The organism is Streptomyces sp. NBC_00271, assembly GCF_036178845.1.
Classification (GTDB): Bacteria; Actinomycetota; Actinomycetes; order Streptomycetales; family Streptomycetaceae; genus Streptomyces.
In genome coordinates this window covers 2,660,416-2,679,715 of the sequence record NZ_CP108070.1, presented here as the reverse complement: position 1 = coordinate 2,679,715, position 19,300 = coordinate 2,660,416, and the positions used below count along the sequence as shown (strand labels likewise).

Below are 19,300 nucleotides of genomic sequence, written 5' to 3'. Positions count from 1 at the left end.
TGCCTTCGGTGAGCGTCAGCCCGCGGACTCGGCCGCGTGCGGGCTCAGACCGCCGGTCGAGACCAGCGCGATGATGACGATGCCGAGGGCGATCCGGTACCAGACGAACGGCATGAAGCTCTTGTGCGAGATGAACTTCATGAACCACGCGATGACGGCGTAACCGACCGCGAACGCGATCACCGTCGCGAAGATGGTCGGCCCCCATGACACATGGCCGTTCGCGGTGGCGTCCTTGACCTCGAAGGCGCCCGAGGCGAGCACGGCCGGCATGGCGAGGAGGAAGGAGTAGCGGGCCGCCGCGGCACGGGTGTAGCCCATGAAGAGACCGCCGCTGATGGTCGCGCCGGACCGGGAGACGCCGGGGATCAGGGCCATCGCCTGGCAGAGGCCGTACAGCAGGCCGTCCTTGACGTTCAGGTCCTCGAGGGCCTTGCGCTGCTTGGGCGCCCGGTGCTTCCCGCCGGTCTCGTCACGCGCCGCGAGCCGGTCGGCGATGCCGATGACCACGCCCATGACGATGAGCATCGTCGCGGTGATCCGCAGATCGCGGAACGGGCCCTCGATCTGGTCCTTGAGTGTCAGGCCGAGCACGCCGATGGGTATGGAGCCGACGATGACCAGCCAGCCCATCTGGGCGTCGTGGTTCCGGCGCATCTCCTTGTTCGTGAGCGAGCGGAACCACGCCGCGAGGATCCGGCCGACATCCTTGCGGAAGTAGATCAGTACCGCCGCCTCCGTGCCGAGCTGGGTGATCGCGGTGAAGGCCGCTCCGGGGTCCTCCCAGCCGGAGAACGCCGCCGTCAGGCGCAGATGCGCACTGGAGGAGACGGGAAGGAATTCGGTCAGCCCCTGGACGAGTCCGAGGATGAGGGATTCAAACCAAGACATGAAGTGAGGTGGTCCAAGCGCTGATCGGAAAGGGGCGACGGGCACGCCGGGCCGCGGTGCGCGGTGATCACGGGTGTTGGTGGCAGCGTAGCGTCCCCCAAGGACAGCCCGGCCACAGGGGTTTCGTGCGCAGACAGCGGTGGGGCGGTGGGCGGACGGGCGGGCGGGCCGTGACGGTCCTGTGCCGAGCCGGTGGGCAACGTTGTCCACGGGGTGACCGGGGTGTTGACCTGCCGCTGGACCGCCACATACGTTGCAGCAGTAGAGAAAGCGCTTGCTGCCGCCGGTTCCGTCTCGGTGACACCACGCGTTGGCCAACGTCTGACGTCGCGTCCGATGGAGCGCTGATCACGTACATGAGTAAGAGCACCGAGTCCGCCCCCAACCGTCCCGCGACCCCGTTCGAGGGCCGCCGTATCCGGGCCGCCGTCATCGGTACGGGCGCCATCGCGCGCGGGAGCCATGTTCCCGCGCTCGCCCGGCTCGCCGAGGAGGGCGAGACGGAGATCGTCGCCGCGGTCGACATCGCGGAGGACACCGTCCAGAAGTTCTGCGCCGAGGCGGGCATCCCGCACGCGTACACCGATCTGGACCGCATGCTGGAGGAGCAGCGGCCGGACCTGGTCGCGATCTGCACCCCGCCGACCCTGCACCGTGACCAGACCGTCGCCGCGCTGCGCGCCGGAGCCTGGGTCTGGTGCGAGAAGCCGCCGGTCCTGACGCTCGCCGACTTCGACGCCGTCGAGGCGCAGGAGGGCAAGGACGGGGGCCCGTACGCGGCCATCGTCTTCCAGCACCGGTTCGGCTCGGGGTCCCGGCACGTGCGGCGCCTCATCGCCGAGCGGACCATGGGCCGCCCGCTCGTCGCGCACTGCCAGACCACCTGGTACCGCAACGCCGAGTACTACGCCGTGCCCTGGCGCGGGCGCTGGGAGACCGAGGGCGGCGGGCCCGCGATGGGGCACGGCATCCACCAGATGGACCTGCTCCTGGACCTGATGGGGCCGTGGAGCGAGGTGCGGGCGATGGCCGGGCGCCTGGTGCACGACCTGGAGACGGAGGACGTCTCGACCGCCCTCGTCCGCTTCGAGAGCGGCGCGCTGGCCACGATCGTCAACAGTGTCCTGAGCCCGGACGAGGTGAGCCGCATCCGTATCGACTGCGAACGCGCCACCGTCGAGCTCACGCACCTCTACGGCCACAGCAACGACAACTGGCGGATCACCCCGGCCCCCGACGTGTCCGACGAGGACGTGGCGGCCTGGCGTGACTTCGGTGCGGACGTGCCCAGCTCGCATCTGGAGCAGCTGCGGGAGCTGGTCGCGAGCATGCGCGCGGGTGAGCGGCCGCGCAGCAGCGGCGCCGACGGGCGCACCAGTCTGGAACTGATCACTGCGCTCTACAAGTCGGCGTTCACGGACACGACCGTCCGCGCGGGGGAGGTCGGGCCCGGGGACCCGTTCTACACGGCCCTGCACGGGGGCGCGCCGGGCTGGGCGCCGCCCGCCGCGTCCGCCGACGAGTCCGCGGCCACCGTGAGCCAGGAGGTGTCGGCATGACCGGGTCCGCGCAGGGTGCGCTGCGTATCGTCCACGCCCATGGTGATCGCATCACGATCAGCGACACGACCACCGGCGTGGAGCTGTTGAGCTACGTCTACCGGCCCGAGGCGGCCTGGGAGGCCCCCAAGCCGTATCTGCACCCCCTCAGGACGCTGGCCGGTGACATCGTCACGGACTACCGGCCCAACGACCACCGCTGGCACAAGGGCCTCCAGATGACGGCCTCCCACCTGTCGGGCTCCAACCTGTGGGGCGGCAACACGTACGTCCACGGGGAGGGATACCTCGAACTCCCGGAGCGCGTCGGGTCGATGGCCCACGTCGGCTTCGACCAGGTGGTCTCGGACGGGAGCCGCGCGGTCATCGCCGAGCGCCTCACCTGGCATCCGTACGACGGTGAGCTGTGGGCCGAGGAGGAGCGCCGCGTCGAGGTGCACGACGTCGATCCCGCATCGGGTTCCTGGGCGCTGACCTGGACGACCGCGGTCACCAACCGGCGGGACGAGGCGCTGCGCTTCGGCAGCCCGACCACCGCGGGGCGGGAGATGGCCGGCTACACGGGCCTGTTCTGGCGCGGACCGCGTGCCTTCCGGGACGGCCGGATCATCGGGCCGGACTCCGAAGGGCCCGGCCTGATGGGGCAACAGGCGCCCTGGCTCGCGTACTCCGGCGAGCACGACGGCGCCGACGGCCACGCGACGCTCGTCTTCGCGCACGGTCCCGAGAACGACCACACCGGGGAGGGCGGCGCCCACCCGGCCCATTGGTTCGTGCGCAACGATCCGTTCGCCGCCGTCGCCCCCTCGTTCGCGTTCTTCGAAGAGCTCGAACTCGCCCCCGGCGCCACCCTCACCCGCCGCTACCGCGTCGTCGTGGCCGACGGGGCCTGGGAACGCGAGGAGGTCGCCAAGTACCTGGAGGAGCACCCGTGGTGAGCGGCGCGCACGCGACCCCGGTGTTCACCGGGCTGCCGGGCGCCGTCGCCGTCTCGCACCTCTGCGTGTACGACTGGCCCGCCCCCGACGGAGTCTCCGGCGGCACCCCCCATCTGCACCTGACCTGCTCGGAGGCGTACGTCGTCACCGGCGGGCGCGGAGCGGTGCAGACGCTGACGACGTCCGGGTACGAGGTCACACCGCTCGAAGCCGGCACCGTCGCGTGGTTCACGCCCGGCACCATCCATCGCCTGGTCAACGAGGACGACCTGCGCATCACCGTCCTCATGCAGAACAACGGCCTCCCCGAAGCGGGTGACGCCGTGCTCACCCTGCCTCCGGAGTACCTGACCGACCCCGAGACGTACGCGGCCGCGACGGTGATCCCGGCCGACGCGCCCGAGGCGGAGCGGGAGCGGGTCGCCCGCGCCCGGCGGGACCTCGCCCTGGAGGGCTACCGGGCGCTGCGCGCGGCGGACGGGCCCGAGCCGCTCGCCGCGTTCCACCGGGCCGCGGCCGCGCTGGTGCGGCCCCGGCTCGCCGAGTGGCGCGAGCGATGGCGGCGCGGTGCCGAGGCCGCCGCCGCGGCCACGGGAGAGCAGCTCGACCGGCTGGAGCGGGGCGATGTCTCCCACCTCGCCGACGCCCGCGTACGGGCCGAACAGCCGTCCGCGCACGGCAAGTTCGGGATGTGCGGACGGCTCGACGTCTACAAGGGGACCGATTAGCCCCTACGGGGTTCTTCCGGGCCCGCGCCACCGCAGGCCCGTCCCTGAGCCGGTGCAGGCTCGTCCCTACGCCACCGCAGGTCCCGTCGCCGTCCAGCCCGGGGTCTGCGGGTGGGCCGTCAGGTGGCCGTGCTCGACCACCTCGCCGCACTCCCGGCACACGACCTGCGGGACCAGCTCATGGCCGCAGGTGTGCTCCAGCACCATGGGACGGAAACCGCCCTCCTGGAGATGACGGTCGCCCCACGCCATCAGCGTGTGCAGCACCGGCTCCAGTTCCAGACCGGCCTGGGTGGGCCGGTACTCGTAGCGCTTCGGGCGGTCGCTGTACTCGACCTTCTCCAGTACGCCCGCGTCGACGAGCCGTTTCAGGCGGGCGGTGAGCACATCGCGCGGTGCGCCGATGTTGCGGACGAGCTGGTCGAAGCGGGTGGCGCCGAGCGACACCTCGCGCAGTACCAACAGGGAGTACTTCTCGCCGACGAGAGCGAGTGTGTCGGCGATCGAACAGGGGCGGGCGTCCTTCATGCCACCAGTCTAGGGGGTGGGTTGGATTGTCCAACCCACTGAGTTACTCTTGAGTACCTAGTGGGTTTGGAAAACAAACTCGGTGAGTTTGGAGATCAACCATGCGTGACGCCGTCATCGTCGAAGCCGTACGCACCCCCATCGGCAAGGGCAAGCCGAACGGCTCCCTCGCCCACGTCCACCCCGTGGAGCTCCTCGCCCACACACTGCGCACCCTCGTCGAGCGCTCCGGAGTCGATCCGGCGCTGATCGACGACGTCATCGGCGGCACCGTCAGCCAGGTGAGCGAGCAGGCCGCGAACATCACCCGGTACGCGGCGCTCTCGGCGGGCTTCCCCGAGACGGTGCCCGCGACCACCGTGGACCGCCAGTGCGGCTCGTCCCAGCAGGCCGTGCACTTCGCGGCCCAGGGCGTCCTGTCGGGGGCGTACGACCTGGTCGTCGCCTGCGGCGTGGAGTCGATGAGCCGTGTGCCGATGGGCTCGAACGTCCGAGGCACCGAGGATCCCTTCGGACCCGGGATCGCGGCGCGCTTCCCCGAGGGCCTGGTGCCGCAGGGCATCAGCGCCGAGCTCATCGCCGCCAAGTGGGGCCTGTCGCGCGCGCAGATGGACGCCTTCGCGGCGGGCTCGCACCAGAAGGCGGCCACGGCCTGGGCCAACGGCCTATTCGACGCCGAGGTCGCGCCCCTGGAGGGTGTGACGCGCGACGAGAGTGTCCGGCCCACCACCACTACGGAGGTACTCGCGGGACTCAGGCCCGCCTACTACGACCCGGCCTACGCCGAGCGCTTCCCGCAGATCGACTGGTCCGTCACGGCGGGCAACGCGAGCCCGATCAACGACGGCGCGTCGGCCGTGCTGATCACGTCGAGCGAGACCGCGGCCAGGCTCGGCCTGCGCCCGCTCGCCCGCCTGCACAGCTTCGCCGTCACCGGCTCCGACCCGCTGCTGATGCTCACGGGCGTCGTCCCGGCCACCGAGAAGGTGCTCCGCAAGGCGGGGCTCGCCCTCGGCGACATCGACCTCTTCGAGGTGAACGAGGCCTTCGCGAGCGTCGTCCTGACCTGGCAGCAGGAGACGGGCGCGGATCTGTCCCGGGTCAACGTGCACGGCGGGGCGATCGCGCTCGGCCACCCGCTCGGTGCGAGCGGCACCCGGCTGACGACCACCCTCGTGCACGCGATGCGCGAGCGCGGGGCCCGCTACGGCCTGCAGACGATGTGCGAGGCGGGCGGACTCGCCAACGCGATGGTCATCGAGGCCGTGTAACCCCGGACGGCCCGGGTCGTCCGCCGCCCGGAGCCGCCGCCCCGAGAGCCGCCGTGCCGGAGACTGAGCAGCGCCGGAGGCCGGTCAGTCTCCGGCACTGATCAGTCTCCGCGCAGGTGGTGGCGCTTGCGCCAGGCCACCACCGCGCCGACCAGGGCCGGCAGCGCGATGAAGCCCATGGCGATCAGGAAGGCGGGGGAGGTCGGCGCCGAGGCCCGGGCTCCCGCGACGGCGTACGCGGCGGTGTTCGGGATCGATCCCAGGGCGGTGGCGAGGAGGAACGGCAGCCAGCCCATGCGGGAGACGGCCGCGCAGTAGTTCGCCGCCCAGAAGGGCACGCCGGGGAAGAGCCGGGCCATCATCATCGTGCGGAAGCCGTGCCGGCTGAGCTGTCCGTCGGCCGCCTTCAGCCAGCGGGCGCGCAACAGCGGGCGCAGCGCGTCCTGCCCGAGGATCCGGCCGAGCCCGAACGCCACGCCGGCGCCGAGCACCGTGCCCGCGAGCGCGGTGCCGAGGCCCAGCTGCGAGCCGAAGAGCGCGCCCGCCGCGAGGTTGAGCAGCGGCCGGGGCACGAACGCCACCGTGCACAGCCCGTACGCCACCGAGAACACCACGGCCGCCGCGGCGCCGCTTAGCTGTGGCGGCCAGCCGTCGGACAGCAGCCGCTGCGGTTCGAAGAGCAGCACGCTCGACGCGGCCGCCGCGAGCAGCACCAGCAGCAGGGAGAGCCGGGACCAGGGCGAGAGCAGGACTCTCGTGCAACGGGCGGCGAGGCCCGTGGGCGTGGAGACGGCGAACTCCGCGGCGAGGGAGAGCTCAGCGACGGGAGCCGGGGGAACGGCTGTGGCGGTGCCCCCAGAGCGGGTGGTGGCATCGAGCATTCGGCGACACTAACCGACCCGTGTGTGTGATCGCCGTATGGTTCGTCTCATGGGCGTCACAGCTTCCGGAACGTCGGGTGCGCGGTTCGAGGTGCCGAACAGTTCCCTCGCGGACACCGTGCTGGAACGGCTCACCGCCACCTACGGCGCGGCGGCCGATCCGGAACGGGCCGGGTCCATGCGTGCGTACATGAAGGACGTCGCCCCCTTCCTCGGTCTGACCACGCCCGATCGCCGCGCGCTGTCCCGCACGGTCCTCCTCACAACAGCGGCCCCTGCAGAGGCCGATTGCACCGCCGTGGCCCTGCGCTGCTGGGCGTTGCCGGAGCGCGAGTACCACTATTTCGCCGTCGACTACCTGCGCCGTCATGTGAGGCAACTCTCTTCCGCTTTCCTCCCGGTGACGCGGCATCTCATCGGCACGGTCTCCTGGTGGGACACCGTCGACGCACTCGCCTCCCACGTGGTGGGAGGCCTCGTGGCCGCGGATCCGAAGCTGAAGAGCGACATGGACGCGTGGATCGAGGACGACGACCTGTGGGTCGCCCGTACGGCCCTGCTCCACCAGCTCCGTTACAAGGAGACGACCGACACCGAGCGGCTCTTCGCCTACTGCGTACGGCAGTCAGGGCATCCCGACTTCTTCGTCCGCAAGGCGATCGGCTGGTGTCTGCGCGAGTACGCGAAGACGGATCCGGAGGCGGTACGGGCCTTCGTCGCCCGGGAACGGGGGCGGCTCGCTCCCCTCTCCGTACGTGAGGCGCTCAAGAACATCGACCCCTGACGCATCAACCACAGACCGGACACTTCGGCCCCTGACACACCGACAGAAACACCCGCATCACCCGCCCCCGCGGTGAGAAAACCATTCGACGTGGCCGGATACGTCGGCGATGATCGCCTCATGTTCCGGCACGCCTTCCTCTTCGCAGCATCCGCAGTCGCGGATGCGCCGAAGGCTGCCGTCCCGATCATCGTGGCCGCCGTCGACGGCGCCCGAAGCTGACCCTTCCCGGATCGTCCGGCGGACCCCGCAGGGGGAGGGTCGGCAAGTCCTTGGGGTCCCCGTCCCGGCCGCTGAGCGCCGGGGCCATCACTCAGCTCCGCTGACACTCAAGAGGCTTCGAGGTACCGCCATGCCCAAGACGGCATACGTCCGCACCAAACCGCACCTGAACATCGGCACGATGGGCCATGTCGACCACGGCAAGACCACCCTGACCGCCGCCATCACCAAGGTCCTCGCCGAGCGCGGCTCCGGCAGCAGTACCCGATACGTGTCGTTCGACCGCATCGACCAGGCGCCGGAGGAGGTCGCGCGCGGCATCACCATCAACATCGCGCACGTCGAGTACGAGACCGACACCCGCCACTACGCGCACGTGGACATGCCGGGTCACGCCGACTACGTCAAGAACATGGTCACCGGCGCCGCGCAGCTCGACGGGGCGATCCTCGTCGTCTCCGCGCTCGACGGGATCATGCCGCAGACCGCCGAGCACGTGCTGCTCGCCCGGCAGGTGGGCGTCGACCACATCGTCGTCGCCCTGAACAAGGCCGACGCGGGCGACGAGGAGCTCACCGACCTCGTGGAGCTGGAGGTCCGCGAGCTGCTCTCCGCGCACGGCTACGGGGGCGAGTCCGTACCCGTCGTACGGGTGTCCGGCCTCAAGGCTCTTGAGGGGGAACCCCGTTGGACGGCCGCGATCGACGCGCTGCTCGACGCGGTGGACACCTATGTACCCATGCCCGAGCGGTACCTCGACGCGCCGTTCCTGTTGCCGGTCGAGAACGTGCTCACGATCACCGGGCGCGGGACGGTCGTCACCGGTGCGGTCGAGCGCGGCACGATCCGGGTCGGCGACCGCGTCGAAGTGCTCGGCGCGGCCGTCGACACGGTGGTGACCGGCCTGGAGACCTTCGGCAAGCCCATGGACGAGGCGCAGGCAGGGGACAACGTGGCGCTGCTGCTGCGCGGGGTGCCCCGCGACGCCGTACGCCGCGGGCACATCGTCGCCGCGCCCGGCAGCGTCGTCCCCAGTCGCCGTTTCTCGGCCCAGGTGTACGTCCTGTCGACGCGCGAGGGCGGTCGTACGACGCCCGTCTCCACCGGGTACCGGCCACAGTTCTACATCCGCACCGCGGACGTGGTCGGCGACGTCGACCTCGGCGAACGCGCGGTCGCCCGGCCCGGTGACACCGTCACGATGACGGTCGAGCTCGGCCGCGAGGTGCCGCTGGAGCCGGGGCTCGGCTTCGCGATCCGCGAGGGCGGCCGGACGGTCGGCGCGGGGACGGTGACCTCGGTGGGCTGACGGCCGAGGGGCAGGACGAAGGTGCCCGCTCCCGTTACGGGGGGAGCGGGCACCGCCTTGTACCGATCGCCGTCGCAGAGGACGCGGCCGCGCGCGGTCCGGCAGCGACGGCCGCGCTCCTGAAGGGGCGGCACAATGGACCCGTGGACGAGCCGATACCCGTGACACGGACCGTGGACCACGGAACCGCCAAGCTGATGCCGGACGTGGACCGGAAGCGGGCCTGGCTGCTCACGGTCGACGCCGCACCGCAGTCGTACGTCGACCTGGACGAGCCGACCCATCTGGAGTTCGAGTACGCCCGACGGCTCGGGCACGTCCTGGACACGGTCGTGGCGCCGGGACGGCCCCTGGACGTGCTCCACCTCGGCGGCGGAGCCCTGACACTGCCCCGCTATGTGGCCGCGACCCGCCCCGGCTCACGGCAGGACGTGGTGGAGGCCGATCTGGGTCTGCTGGACCTGGTCCGTGAGCACCTGCCCGTGCCCGAGGACGCGGGCATCACGCTGCACGGCGCGGACGCGCGGGGCTGGCTCGAATCCGCGGCGCCCGCCTCCGCCGACATCGTGATCGCGGACGTCTTCGGCGGCGCGCGCGTCCCGGCGCACCTGACGTCCACGGCGTACGCGCGCGCCGCCGCGCGCGTGCTGCGCGAGGACGGCGTCTATCTGGCCAACCTCGCCGACGCCGCGCCCTTCGCCTTCCTGCGCTCTCAACTCGCCACGTTCGCGACCGTGTTCGAGGAGCTGTCCCTGATCGCCGAACCCGGTGTGCTGCGTGGCCGGCGCTTCGGCAACGCGGTACTCGTGGCCTCCCACCGTCCGCTCGACACGGCCGTCCTCGCCCGCCGCACGGCCGCCGACGCCTTTCCGGCGCGCGTCGAAAGCGGCGCTGCGCTGCGGGAGTTCATCGGCTCCGCCGCACCCGTGCGTGACGAGGACGCGGTTCCCTCACCCGAGCCGCCCGGCGGTGCCTTCAGCATCGGCTGACCTGAGCTCGAACTCCGCCACCGCTGACCCATGGGCCACCGCCTTGGTCCGCCGGGTCAGATTCCGCACGTCCGGCACGCACAGCACCGCTGCCGTGACCACGACGACCAGCGCCGAACAGCCCCACAGGGCGGTCGTACGCCCGAGGGCCTGTTCCGCCGGGCCCGCCAGGGCGGTGGCCAGCGGGACCATCGCGATCGAGCCGAACCAGTCGTACGCCGAGACGCGGGAGAGCTTGTCCTCGGGGATCTCCTGGTGCAGCGAGGTCATCCACGACACCCCGAAGACCTCGATCGCCGCACCGCTGACGAACATCACGGCACACAGCGGACCCACCGGGACCGGCACGGCGAGTGCTGCGGCCGGGGCGGCGAGCGGGAAGACGCAGAGGGTGCCCGCGAGCAGCAGGCGGCGCGGTTTCCAGCGGGTCATCAGCAGTGCGCCGCCGACGGTTCCGGCACCGAACGCGCCGAGCGCGAGCCCCCATGGTCCCGGCCCGCCGAGGCTGTCCCGGGCGACCAGTGGACCGTAGACCGCGTCGGCGGCGCCGACGACCGCGACCACCACGGAGAACTGGGCGACGATCGTCCACAGCCACGGCCGTCCGACGAACTCCCGCCAGCCCTCGCGCAGATCGGAGAGCAGCCCGCCGCCGGGCTCGCGCGGCGGTATGTGACTCACGTCGAGGAACGACCGCAGCGCCCCGGCGACCGCGAACGCCACCGCGTCCACGGCGAGCACCCAGCCGGGCCCGACCACGGCCACCATCGCCCCGCCCAGGGCCGCGCCGCCCAGGCCGGCGCCCTGCATCGCCATCCGGAACATGGCGAAGGCGCGGCTCGCCTGCTCCCCGCTCACCGAGGACATCAGCATGCCCTCGGCCGCCGGGCTGAAGAACGCCTGCCCGGTGCCGCCGAGCGCGGACAGCAGCATCATCTGCCACAGCCGCGCCTCACCGGCCAGGACGAGGACCGCGAACACGGCCTGCGAGACGCAGTTCAGGGCGTTGGCCGCGACCATCACCCGATGGCGCGGCAGCCGGTCCGCGACCGCTCCGCCGATCAGCAGGAAGAGCACCAGGGGCAGCGTCCGAGCCGCCGCCACCAGCCCCACGTCACCCCCGTCGCCGCCCACCTCGAGCACCGCGAACGCCGAGGCGATCAGTGCGCCCTGGCTGCCCAGGTTGGTGACGACCGCGGCGGCGGTCAGCAGGGTGTAGTTGCGGCCCGCCCAGGAGGGGCGGCGGGAGCGGTGGGAGGCGTCGGCGGCGGAGTTCACCGGCCGACTATCGCTGCCGCGGTCCCCGCTTGCCAAACCGTTGGCGCGAGGACCGGGCACCGTCCGGCAGCCCGCCCCCGCAGGGCGTGGGCTCAGGAACCCGTCGGGGTACCGTGCAGCCGTACCGTGCTGAGGATCTTCCGCACGGTCGCGTCCGGGACCTCGTCACTGACACCCTTCGCGCCGTAGAACGACCAGGAAACGAAGTCGCCCGCCGAGTTCTTGAAGCCGAACGAGGTCGCCGTGCCGTCGGAGTCGCACTTGCCCTTCTTGGGGACACCGACCGTGTACGACGTCGCGACGCTGCCCTTGATGCCCGAAGCCGTCGTGTACGGCTGGGGCTTTCCGATCTTCAGCAGCTTCTCCGAGGCCTTCGCCTGGTCCGTGTAGCCGCCGAAGGCCCAGGTGGCCGAGTCGCCGCGGGCGATGGTGTCGGTGTTCTTGGCGCCGCTCTCCCCCTTGGTGCCGACCGCGGCCAGCGCCGTGTCGTCCGTGCGACCGTCCTTGTCGTCGTCGGACGTGCACCACTTCTCCTTGAGGAAGGCGGGCGCGGACATGCCGATGTATGCGGAGCCGTCACCCTTCTGCTCGTCGTCGAAGCCGATGAACGTGCCGGGCGTGCGGACGTTCCAGTCCGGGGGGACGTCGAAGGCGGTGCCCCATTTGGGGTTGATGACGACCTTCCAGCCCGCGATGGTCGGCTTCTCCTCGTCGGTGCCGCGCGGGTTGTCACCGCTTCCGCTGGCGCTGGGGGACGTGGTGGCGGACGCGCTGGGCGATGTGGACGCGTCCTTGCCCGCGTTGTCGTCCTTCTTGTCGCCGCCCAGGACGAGGAAGCCCGTCACACCGGCGGCCACGACCACGGCGGTGGCCGCCGTGATGGCGATGACCTTGGTCCTGTTTCCGCCACCGCCCGGCGGCTGGGGCGCGCCCGCGGGGGCCGGCGTTCCCCACTGGGGCTGCCCCGGCTGGGGTCCGTAGGGGGCCGGCTGCTGCCCCTGCTGTGGGTACCCCGTCTGCTGGTATCCGGGCTGCTGATACGGATTCGGCTGCTGGTAACCCGGCTGCTGGTACGGGTTCTGGTCCTGCGGGTTCTGCTCGCCCCCGGGCGGCTGCTGTCCTGGCCACATGGGCCACAACCCTAGTGGCGCCTGTGACACGTTTCGGTCACCGGAGCTCGTCAGCCATGTACCGGTCAGGAATCAGGGCGCACTTTTTCGATTTCTTCACACGCGGCGACGGAGATCGACCGGTGGAGGTCCTGTCAAGATTATCTACTCGTGGGTAACATGCGGGTATGAGCGCAGACCAGATGACGATCGGCGAGATGCTCGCCGCCACGGTGCCGATGGCCCGGACACTGAACCTCGAGTTCGTGGAGACCACGCCGGACAAGGCCGTGGTGGCCCTGCCGGACCAGAGCGACTACCACAACCACGTCGGCGGGCCGCACGCCGGAGCGATGTTCACCCTCGGCGAGTCGGCGAGCGGGGCCATCGTCCTCGCCGCGTTCGGGGAGCAGCTGTCGCGCGCCGTGCCGCTCGCGGTCAGCGCCGAGATCGCGTACAAGAAGCTCGCGATGGGCCCCGTGACGGCCACCGCGACCCTCGGCCGCCCGGCCGCGGAGGTCGTCGCCGAGCTCGACGCGGGTCAGCGCCCCGAGTTCCCCGTGGCCATCGCCATCCAGCGCGCGGACGGCGCCGTGACGGGCGAGATGACCGTGGTCTGGACCCTGCGACCGAACGGCTGAGCCGAGCGAACGGAACGGCGGCGGGTCCGCTCGGTCCGGGAGACGTCGTTCGGATCGCCGCGGACCCGAGGTGATCCGAACGCCACCCCCTGGCGCCGGGCGGGCCCGCCCGGCGTTTCCCGCCGCGTCACCGCCCCCGTGTCATCGCCCCCGCCGCGCGGGGCCCGTGCTGCGGCGTACGACGAGCCGGACCGGCTCGATGTGATCGATCCGGGAGTTCGTCGAACCGTCGATGCGCGACAGCAGCAGCTGAAGCGAACGTCGGCCCGTCGCGGCGAAGTCGGTACGCACGGTCGTCAGCGGGGGCAGCATGTGGGCGGCCTCGGGGATGTCGTCGTAGCCGACGACGCTGACGTCGTCCGGAACGTGCCGCCCGGCCTCGTGCAGGGCGCGCAGCACGCCGAGCGCCATCTGGTCGTTGGAGGCGAACACCGCCGTGACCTCGGGGCGCGCGGCCAGCCGGCGGCCCAGCGCGTACCCGGAGTCCGCGCTCCAGTCGCCGATGAGCGGCTCGGGGACCTCGGCCCCCGCCGCCCGAAGGGTGTCCCACCACGCTTCCATGCGGCGCTCGGCGGACAGCCAGCCCGTGGGCCCCGCGATGTGGTGAACCGTGCCGTGGCCGAGCTTCAGCAGGTGCTCGGTGGCCTGGCGCGCCCCGTCGCGGGAGTCCGCGGTGACGTAGGAGGCGTCGTCCCCGAGGTCGTTCTCCAGGACCATCAAGGGGACGTCGAGCGCCGCCTCCGCCAGGGCCCTGCCCACCCAGCGCTGCGGTGCGATGGCGAGCAGGCCGTCCGCCCCCTCGGCCGACAGCGTGTGCACGGCACGCACCAGGGTGTCCCGGTCGGCCGTGTCGAGCGCGATGGAACTGACCAGGTATCCGGCTTCCTGGGCGGCCGAGTTGATCGCGGTCAGGATGGAGGCGGGCCCGTAGCGCGCCGCGTCGAACGAGATCACCCCGAGCATCCGCGTCCTGCCACTGGCCAGGGAACGCGCGCTGCGGCTCGGCCGGTAGCCGAGTGTGCGCATGGCGGCCACGACCGCCTCCCGGGTCTCGGGCCGCACCGCGGGACTGTCGTTGAGCACCCGGGAGACCGTCTGTTTCGAGACACCGGCCAGACGGGCCACGTCGTCCATCACCGGACGCGCCCCCGCGAAGCTGCGCCGGCTGCGTCCCTTGGGCCCCTCGGTTCCCTGGGGGACGGCGCCGTCCGTGGCACCTCGGGTCATGGGGGCGCATCCTCCGACATCTCGGCGGCGGTCTGTCCCGATCCGCCCGGCAGGCCCACAGGATAGGCCCGCCTGCCGCGTCGGCCGCCTCTAGGCTCTGTCCGCCGTGATCTCCCAGGCGCGGGTGGTCACCCACTCGACGCGCCACACGGCCGCTCGTCCCGTGACGTCGCCCGCCTGCTCGGGCACGTACACCGGAGCGCCGGCGGCCCGGGGCAGCAGCCGCAGCGTCAGGCCATGGGTGCGCAGGGCTTCGGAGGGGAGCCGGTCGAGACCGAGGTCCCAGACACGGCCGGAGAAGAACTGATCGGCGACGAGGGTGTCCCCGACGTACGCGCGCCCCACGTCGCCCGTCCAGTGAAAGCGCAGGAGCGTGCCGGACGGTTCACGCAGCAGCTCGTCCGGGACCTCCACGCGGTACTCGGCCGTGGAGCTCGTGAAGTGCTCGTCCGCCGGGGCGCTCGCCCGCCCCAGCGGCCCCGTCGTGAGCGCGGGCGGCGGTCCCGCGGGGCGCACCAGGGTGGCGGCGAGCGCGGTGTCCTCGGCGTCGACCCCTTCGGCGATCGTGCAGCGGGTGAACGGACCGTCGGCCGTCGTCGACAGCGGAGTGCCGGCCACCGTCAACACCCTTGCCGGCGCGGGAAGTACGGCGAATGAGGGCCGGGTCGCCGAGCTGTGCACGCGAAGTCCGTCCTGGTCGAAGACGACCCCGTCCGGGCAGAGCACCAGCCGCTCGGCCCCCCAGGCCGTGCCCCGGTAGGCGGTGCGCGCGCTGTCGGCGTCGAGCACGAGCAGGCCGATGTCGTCGCCGTCCGCGGTCTTCACCTGGACCAGGGCGTCGGTGCCCGGGCGCAGACCGGTGATCAGGATCCGGTCGTCGGCCTCGGTGACCTCGCCGGAGGGCGTGTCGACGGACGCGACCGTGCCCGCGTCCAGGGCGAGTTCGACCGGAATGCCGTCGGTGGCGGCCAGCACCAGGACCGTACGCCCGTCGTCCTGGACCCGGCACACAGGCTGGGCGGTGGCCCAGTCGAGCCGTAGACCGGCGACGTTCAGGCGCAGCGGCCAGCAGAAGTACGCACCGGTCGGGACGGTGACCGGGGCGCTGGGCAACGTCAGGGCGGGAGCTTCGGGGAAGTCGACCGTGAAGGTGGTGCCGGGGTGGGCCGGCAGCGGTTCGTGCGGCTGGTGGTTGTTGACGAACAGGAAGCCGGAGGCGCCGTCACCGCGCACGGCCCAGCGCAGGGTGTCCCGGTCGGACTGGGAGGCGGGCTGCCGCTCGGGCAGGACGGACTCCATGGGGGCGATCAGGTCACCGAAGTCGGCCAGCAGCAGGTGCTGGAGACGCAGTGCGTGGTACGAGGGCCGGACCTGGCCGTACTCGCCCAGCGGCGCCTGGAAGTCGTAGGTGAGCACGGGCAGGTCGTTGGGGTAGCCGGTGGCGTGGGACTCCTGGAGCGTGGTGAGTTCACCCGCCGGGTTCGTGCCGCCGTGGAACATGTAGTAGCCCTGCCAGACCGAACCGCAGCCGATCTTGGTGAGGCCGAGCGCGCCGATGTCGTCGGGCTCGACGCGCGGCCTGCGGTGGTAGGCGACGGCCATGCCGCCGCCGAGCTCGCAGGTGGCCCAGGGAAAGCGGTCCGTGGGCGTGGGGTCGCCGCCGCGAACGGTCGTCGGGCGCAGGTCGGCGCCGATGCCCTCGTCGTCGCGCTGATGGGTGAAGAAGAAGTGCTTGCGGCAGGTGTCCGGCCAGCCTCCGTCCGCCTCCGTCCAGAACGTCTCGGTGTAGCCGCCGTACAGCGGGAGCAGTTCGTCGGACGGCAGTCGGACCCCGCCCCACGCCGTGGACGTCCACAGCGGCGCACTCAGACCCGCCTCCTGGGCCATCCGCTTCAGGGTGAGGAGGTGGCCGGGCTGGTCGTAGAGCTCGTTCTCGATCTGGATCGCGACGATCGGACCGCCGTGCGCCCGGTCCAGTCCGCGCAGCTGTTGCGCGATCGCCGTGAACCAGCCGTGTACGGGCTCCAGATAGGCCGGGTCGTCGGTGCGGGGCGCGCGGGTGCGGGCGAGCAGCCAGTCCGGGAAGCCGCCGTTGCGGACCTCCGCGTGGCACCAGGGGCCGATGCGCGGGATGAAGTCCAGGCCGTGCCGGGCGCACAACTCGGCGAAGCGCCGCAGATCGCGATCGCCGTCGAAGCGGACGCGGCCCTCGATCTCCTCGTGGTGGATCCAGATGACGTAACTGGCGACGACGGTGACCCCGCCCGCCTTCATCTTCAGCAGCTCCTCCTCCCAGTCCCGGGCCGGGTAGCGCGTGTAGTGGAACTCGCCGGAGACCGGGAACCAGGGGCGGCCGCCGCGCGTGAGGTAGCGGCTGGTCACCTCGATGGGGTCGGGCGCCCCCGGGGCGTCGGTGAAGGGGAGATGGCCGGTCAGGGGCGGCGCGGGGGGCGCGGGGACGCGCAGGAGATGCGGCATCGGGACTTCTCCGGTCCGGGTTGGGGGCGGGCGTCGGTTTCGGCGGGGTGTGGGTGTGGGTGTGGGTGCGGTGCGAGTGCGAGTGCCGTGGCGCGAGTGCAGTGCGGGCGCGGTGGGGTGCGGTCACTCGCCCCCCGGCCCCGTTCCCGTTCCTGTTCCCGCTCTCGCTCCTGCTCTCGAGCCTGGGCTTGGGGCTTGGGAGCGTTCCCAGACTCAGTGATGTTATCGGTAACATCACGTGCGTCAAGAGAATTTGGGGCCGATGGCGGAACGGCCCCGGAAGGCCCTGGTCCGCGTCGCGTCGGACCTCCCGCGGGCCAGGCGACGCCCTCGGAAACACCGGGGCCAAGTGGCGTTCCGCCTGTTCCGGAGGCGTTCACGGCGACGCTACGCCCGTGTCCCCGCGGCCTGGCTGAGTGGTTCCAGCAAGTGAATCGCTCGGAGGCACCGGAGGGTCGCCCCATGGCCGGAACCGAATCTGTATCCGCCGCCGTCAACCGTCGTCGATTTCTGCTCGCCTCGGGCGCCACGGCAGCGGCCGGCGTCGCCGGAACCACTGCGGGGGCGCTCCTGCCGCGCCAGCGCGAATACCCCGCCGTCGAGCCCGCCGCACGCACCGTCGCCCAGCGGCCGCCCCGCACCGCCCCGCGGACGGCGCCGTACGCCCTGACCACCCTGGAGACGACGGCCCGCCTCGGCGGCAGCGCCCACACCGGCACCTACCGACGGATGGTCTCGGGCCCCGGCTGGCCCCTGGTCGTCCGCAAGGAGCTCGCCAAGCCCGGTGCCGGGCGCCAGGACCGGCGTACCCCGCTCGCGTGCTTCGTACAGTTCACCGACCTCCATCTCGCCGACGTACAGAACCCGCTGCGCACCGAGTTCCTGCGCTCGCGCGGAGCCTCGTCGTGGCGGGCGCAGGAGGCGCTGACGGTGGCAGGGGCGGTCGCGCTCGTCGAGCAGGTGAACGGGCTCGGCGGAGGACCGAACACCAGGCTGCGCCCCGCCTTCGTGATGACCACGGGCGACAACGTCGACAACAACTCCGCGATCGAGCTGGAGTGGTTCCTGACCGTGATGAGCGGTGGCCGGATCACGCCGAACACCGGTGACCCGCGGGCGTACGAAGGCGCCCAGAACTCCGGTCTCCCCCTGTACTGGCACCCCGGGGACCCCCACCTGCGCGACCTGGACAAGCGGCGCGGACTGCCCCTGATCCCCGGCTTCCTCCAGGCGGCCACCCGCCCGATCACCAGCCCGGGGTTGCGCATCCCCTGGTACTCCACGGTCGGCAACCACGACGATCTGCCCGGCGGTTGCCTGTCGCCCGCGCTGAACGACTTCGCCGTCGGGTCCCGCAAACTGCTGTCGGTGTCCGCCGCGGACGCGGCCGCCTACGCCAAGGCGCTCGGGTCGGGCGACGATCCGAAGAGCGAGGTGCTCAAGGCGATCCTGACCAGGAACGCGGCCTCGGCGCGGACCGTGACCGCCGACGAGCGGCGTCGGCTGTGCACTCCGCACGACTATCTGGCCGCGCATCTCGACCCCGCCCATGCCGGTGCCGGTCCGGTCGGCCACGGCTACACCCAGGACAACCTGGACGGCGAGCGGATGTACTACTCCTTCAAGGTGGCCGAGAACGTCCTCGGCATCAGCATCGACACGACGTACCGCAGCGGCCACTACGAGGGTTCACTCGGTAGCGACCAACTCCGCTGGCTGGAAAGGACCCTGGCCGCGCACAGCTCCCGGTCCTACGACGCGGACGGCCGGCTCGTCCGCAACACCGGGGCCGACGACGCCCACATCCTGGTCTTCAGCCACCACCACAGCCCCAGCATGACCCGCCGTCCCGACGCCGCCCGCACGGACGAGCCGCGCCACGACGGAGCGGAGGTCATCGCCCTGCTCAGCCGGTTCCCGAACGTGGTGGCCTGGATCAACGGGCACAGCCACGTCAACCGGATCACGCCGCACGCGCACGCGACGCCCGCCCGCTCCTTCTGGGAGGTCAACACCGCCTCCCACGTGGACTATCCGCACCACGCCCGGCTGATCGAGCTGACCGACAACGGGGACGGGACGGTGTCCCTGTTCACCACCCTCGTCGAGTCCGCCGCGCCGCACCGCACCGCCCGGGACTTCGACGACCTGTCTGCGGTGGGACTCGCCTCCCTGTACCGGGAAGTGGCCTACAACGCTCCCGGCCTCGCCGAGAGCATGAAGGGAGGCGTCCAGGAGGGCTGGGCGGGTGGTGCCGGGGACCGCAACGCGGAACTGGTGGTGGCGGGAGGCCCGGCGGCGGCATAACCCACCCTCGCCGCGGTCCCTACTGCGGTCTCTACTGCGGTCCCTTCTGCAGTCCCTGCTGTGGTCCCTTCGGTTGTTGTCGGGGTGTCGGCGGTTCTTGTTCATTTCATTGACACGAGTCACCGGCGGTCATAGCTTTCGCGCCGTACCCGTGCTGTGT

The 19,300-nt window shown here is 71.7% G+C and carries 16 protein-coding genes; 9 read left to right on the top strand and 7 right to left on the bottom strand.

All coding sequences use genetic code 11. The features are described 5' to 3' along the window. Positions 1 to 15 precede the first annotated feature (15 nt). The gene (locus tag OG798_RS12650) at positions 16 to 891 is read right to left on the bottom strand and encodes an undecaprenyl-diphosphate phosphatase (RefSeq protein WP_095855925.1); all 876 of its coding nucleotides are present in this window, start codon (positions 889 to 891) and stop codon (positions 16 to 18) included. Positions 892 to 1,247: 356 nt separating this feature from the next. Here OG798_RS12650 and OG798_RS12645 point away from each other — a divergent pair, with 356 nt between their 5' ends. Genes OG798_RS12645 through OG798_RS12635 form a run of 3 tightly spaced genes read left to right on the top strand, consistent with a single transcriptional unit; the run spans position 1,248 to position 4,116 of the window. After that, a complete protein-coding gene (locus OG798_RS12645; protein WP_267061242.1) occupies positions 1,248 to 2,450 on the top strand; it encodes a Gfo/Idh/MocA family protein in 1,203 nt (400 codons plus the stop codon). Then, on the top strand, positions 2,447 to 3,388 hold the full coding sequence (locus tag OG798_RS12640; RefSeq protein WP_267061241.1) for a PmoA family protein: 942 nt from the start codon (positions 2,447 to 2,449) through the stop codon (positions 3,386 to 3,388). Before OG798_RS12645 ends, OG798_RS12640 begins: the two co-directional genes overlap by 4 nt. Then, entirely contained in the window at positions 3,385 to 4,116 is a 732-nt protein-coding gene (locus OG798_RS12635) for a cupin domain-containing protein (RefSeq protein WP_267061240.1), read from the top strand. The genes OG798_RS12640 and OG798_RS12635 overlap by 4 nt, the downstream gene beginning before the upstream one ends. A gap of 66 nt (positions 4,117 to 4,182) precedes the next feature. Here OG798_RS12635 and OG798_RS12630 read toward each other — a convergent pair whose 3' ends face one another. Beyond that, the gene (locus tag OG798_RS12630; protein ID WP_054229062.1) at positions 4,183 to 4,644 is read right to left on the bottom strand and encodes a winged helix-turn-helix transcriptional regulator; all 462 of its coding nucleotides are present in this window, start codon (positions 4,642 to 4,644) and stop codon (positions 4,183 to 4,185) included. Positions 4,645 to 4,745: 101 nt separating this feature from the next. Here OG798_RS12630 and OG798_RS12625 point away from each other — a divergent pair, with 101 nt between their 5' ends. Further along, positions 4,746 to 5,915 carry a thiolase family protein gene (locus OG798_RS12625; protein ID WP_095855928.1) on the top strand — a complete coding sequence of 390 codons (1,170 nt, stop codon included), beginning with the start codon at positions 4,746 to 4,748 and terminating at the stop codon, positions 5,913 to 5,915. 101 nt (positions 5,916 to 6,016) lie between these two features. On the opposite strand, the gene OG798_RS12620 is transcribed toward OG798_RS12625, so the two are convergent. Next, positions 6,017 to 6,796 (bottom strand): TVP38/TMEM64 family protein, encoded by a 780-nt coding sequence (locus tag OG798_RS12620; RefSeq protein WP_097226486.1) that lies wholly within the window; start codon positions 6,794 to 6,796, stop codon positions 6,017 to 6,019. A 49-nt stretch (positions 6,797 to 6,845) separates the two neighbouring features. Between OG798_RS12620 and OG798_RS12615 the strand changes: the two genes are divergently transcribed. The 3 genes from OG798_RS12615 to OG798_RS12605 all read left to right on the top strand — a co-directional run bounded on the left by OG798_RS12615 (position 6,846) and on the right by OG798_RS12605 (position 10,100). Continuing rightward, positions 6,846 to 7,580, top strand: a complete 735-nt coding sequence (locus OG798_RS12615) for a DNA alkylation repair protein (protein ID WP_267061239.1) — start codon at positions 6,846 to 6,848, stop codon at positions 7,578 to 7,580. A 352-nt stretch (positions 7,581 to 7,932) separates the two neighbouring features. Further along, positions 7,933 to 9,111, top strand: coding sequence for an elongation factor Tu (gene tuf, locus OG798_RS12610; RefSeq protein WP_328756988.1), 1,179 nt, complete (start codon positions 7,933 to 7,935; stop codon positions 9,109 to 9,111). 143 nt (positions 9,112 to 9,254) lie between these two features. Further along, positions 9,255 to 10,100, top strand: a complete 846-nt coding sequence (locus OG798_RS12605; protein WP_095855932.1) for a spermidine synthase — start codon at positions 9,255 to 9,257, stop codon at positions 10,098 to 10,100. On the opposite strand, the gene OG798_RS12600 is transcribed toward OG798_RS12605, so the two are convergent. Both OG798_RS12600 and OG798_RS12595 read right to left on the bottom strand, forming a co-directional pair. Continuing rightward, on the bottom strand, positions 10,062 to 11,378 hold the full coding sequence (locus tag OG798_RS12600) for an MFS transporter (RefSeq protein WP_101896768.1): 1,317 nt from the start codon (positions 11,376 to 11,378) through the stop codon (positions 10,062 to 10,064). The genes OG798_RS12605 and OG798_RS12600 overlap by 39 nt on opposite strands. Positions 11,379 to 11,470: 92 nt before the next feature. After that, positions 11,471 to 12,508 (bottom strand): hypothetical protein, encoded by a 1,038-nt coding sequence (locus OG798_RS12595; RefSeq protein WP_267061237.1) that lies wholly within the window; start codon positions 12,506 to 12,508, stop codon positions 11,471 to 11,473. A 167-nt stretch (positions 12,509 to 12,675) separates the two neighbouring features. Between OG798_RS12595 and OG798_RS12590 the strand changes: the two genes are divergently transcribed. Then, positions 12,676 to 13,128 carry a DUF4442 domain-containing protein gene (locus OG798_RS12590; protein ID WP_179436649.1) on the top strand — a complete coding sequence of 151 codons (453 nt, stop codon included), beginning with the start codon at positions 12,676 to 12,678 and terminating at the stop codon, positions 13,126 to 13,128. A 141-nt stretch (positions 13,129 to 13,269) separates the two neighbouring features. Here the strand turns inward: OG798_RS12590 and OG798_RS12585 are convergent, their stop codons facing one another. After that, positions 13,270 to 14,355, bottom strand: a complete 1,086-nt coding sequence (locus OG798_RS12585; RefSeq protein ID WP_328756986.1) for a LacI family DNA-binding transcriptional regulator — start codon at positions 14,353 to 14,355, stop codon at positions 13,270 to 13,272. A gap of 90 nt (positions 14,356 to 14,445) precedes the next feature. Beyond that, on the bottom strand, positions 14,446 to 16,833 hold the full coding sequence (locus tag OG798_RS12580; protein WP_267061235.1) for a beta-galactosidase: 2,388 nt from the start codon (positions 16,831 to 16,833) through the stop codon (positions 14,446 to 14,448). A gap of 462 nt (positions 16,834 to 17,295) precedes the next feature. Here OG798_RS12580 and OG798_RS12575 point away from each other — a divergent pair, with 462 nt between their 5' ends. Beyond that, positions 17,296 to 19,140 carry a TIGR03767 family metallophosphoesterase gene (locus OG798_RS12575; RefSeq protein WP_328756985.1) on the top strand — a complete coding sequence of 615 codons (1,845 nt, stop codon included), beginning with the start codon at positions 17,296 to 17,298 and terminating at the stop codon, positions 19,138 to 19,140. Positions 19,141 to 19,300 lie beyond the last annotated feature (160 nt).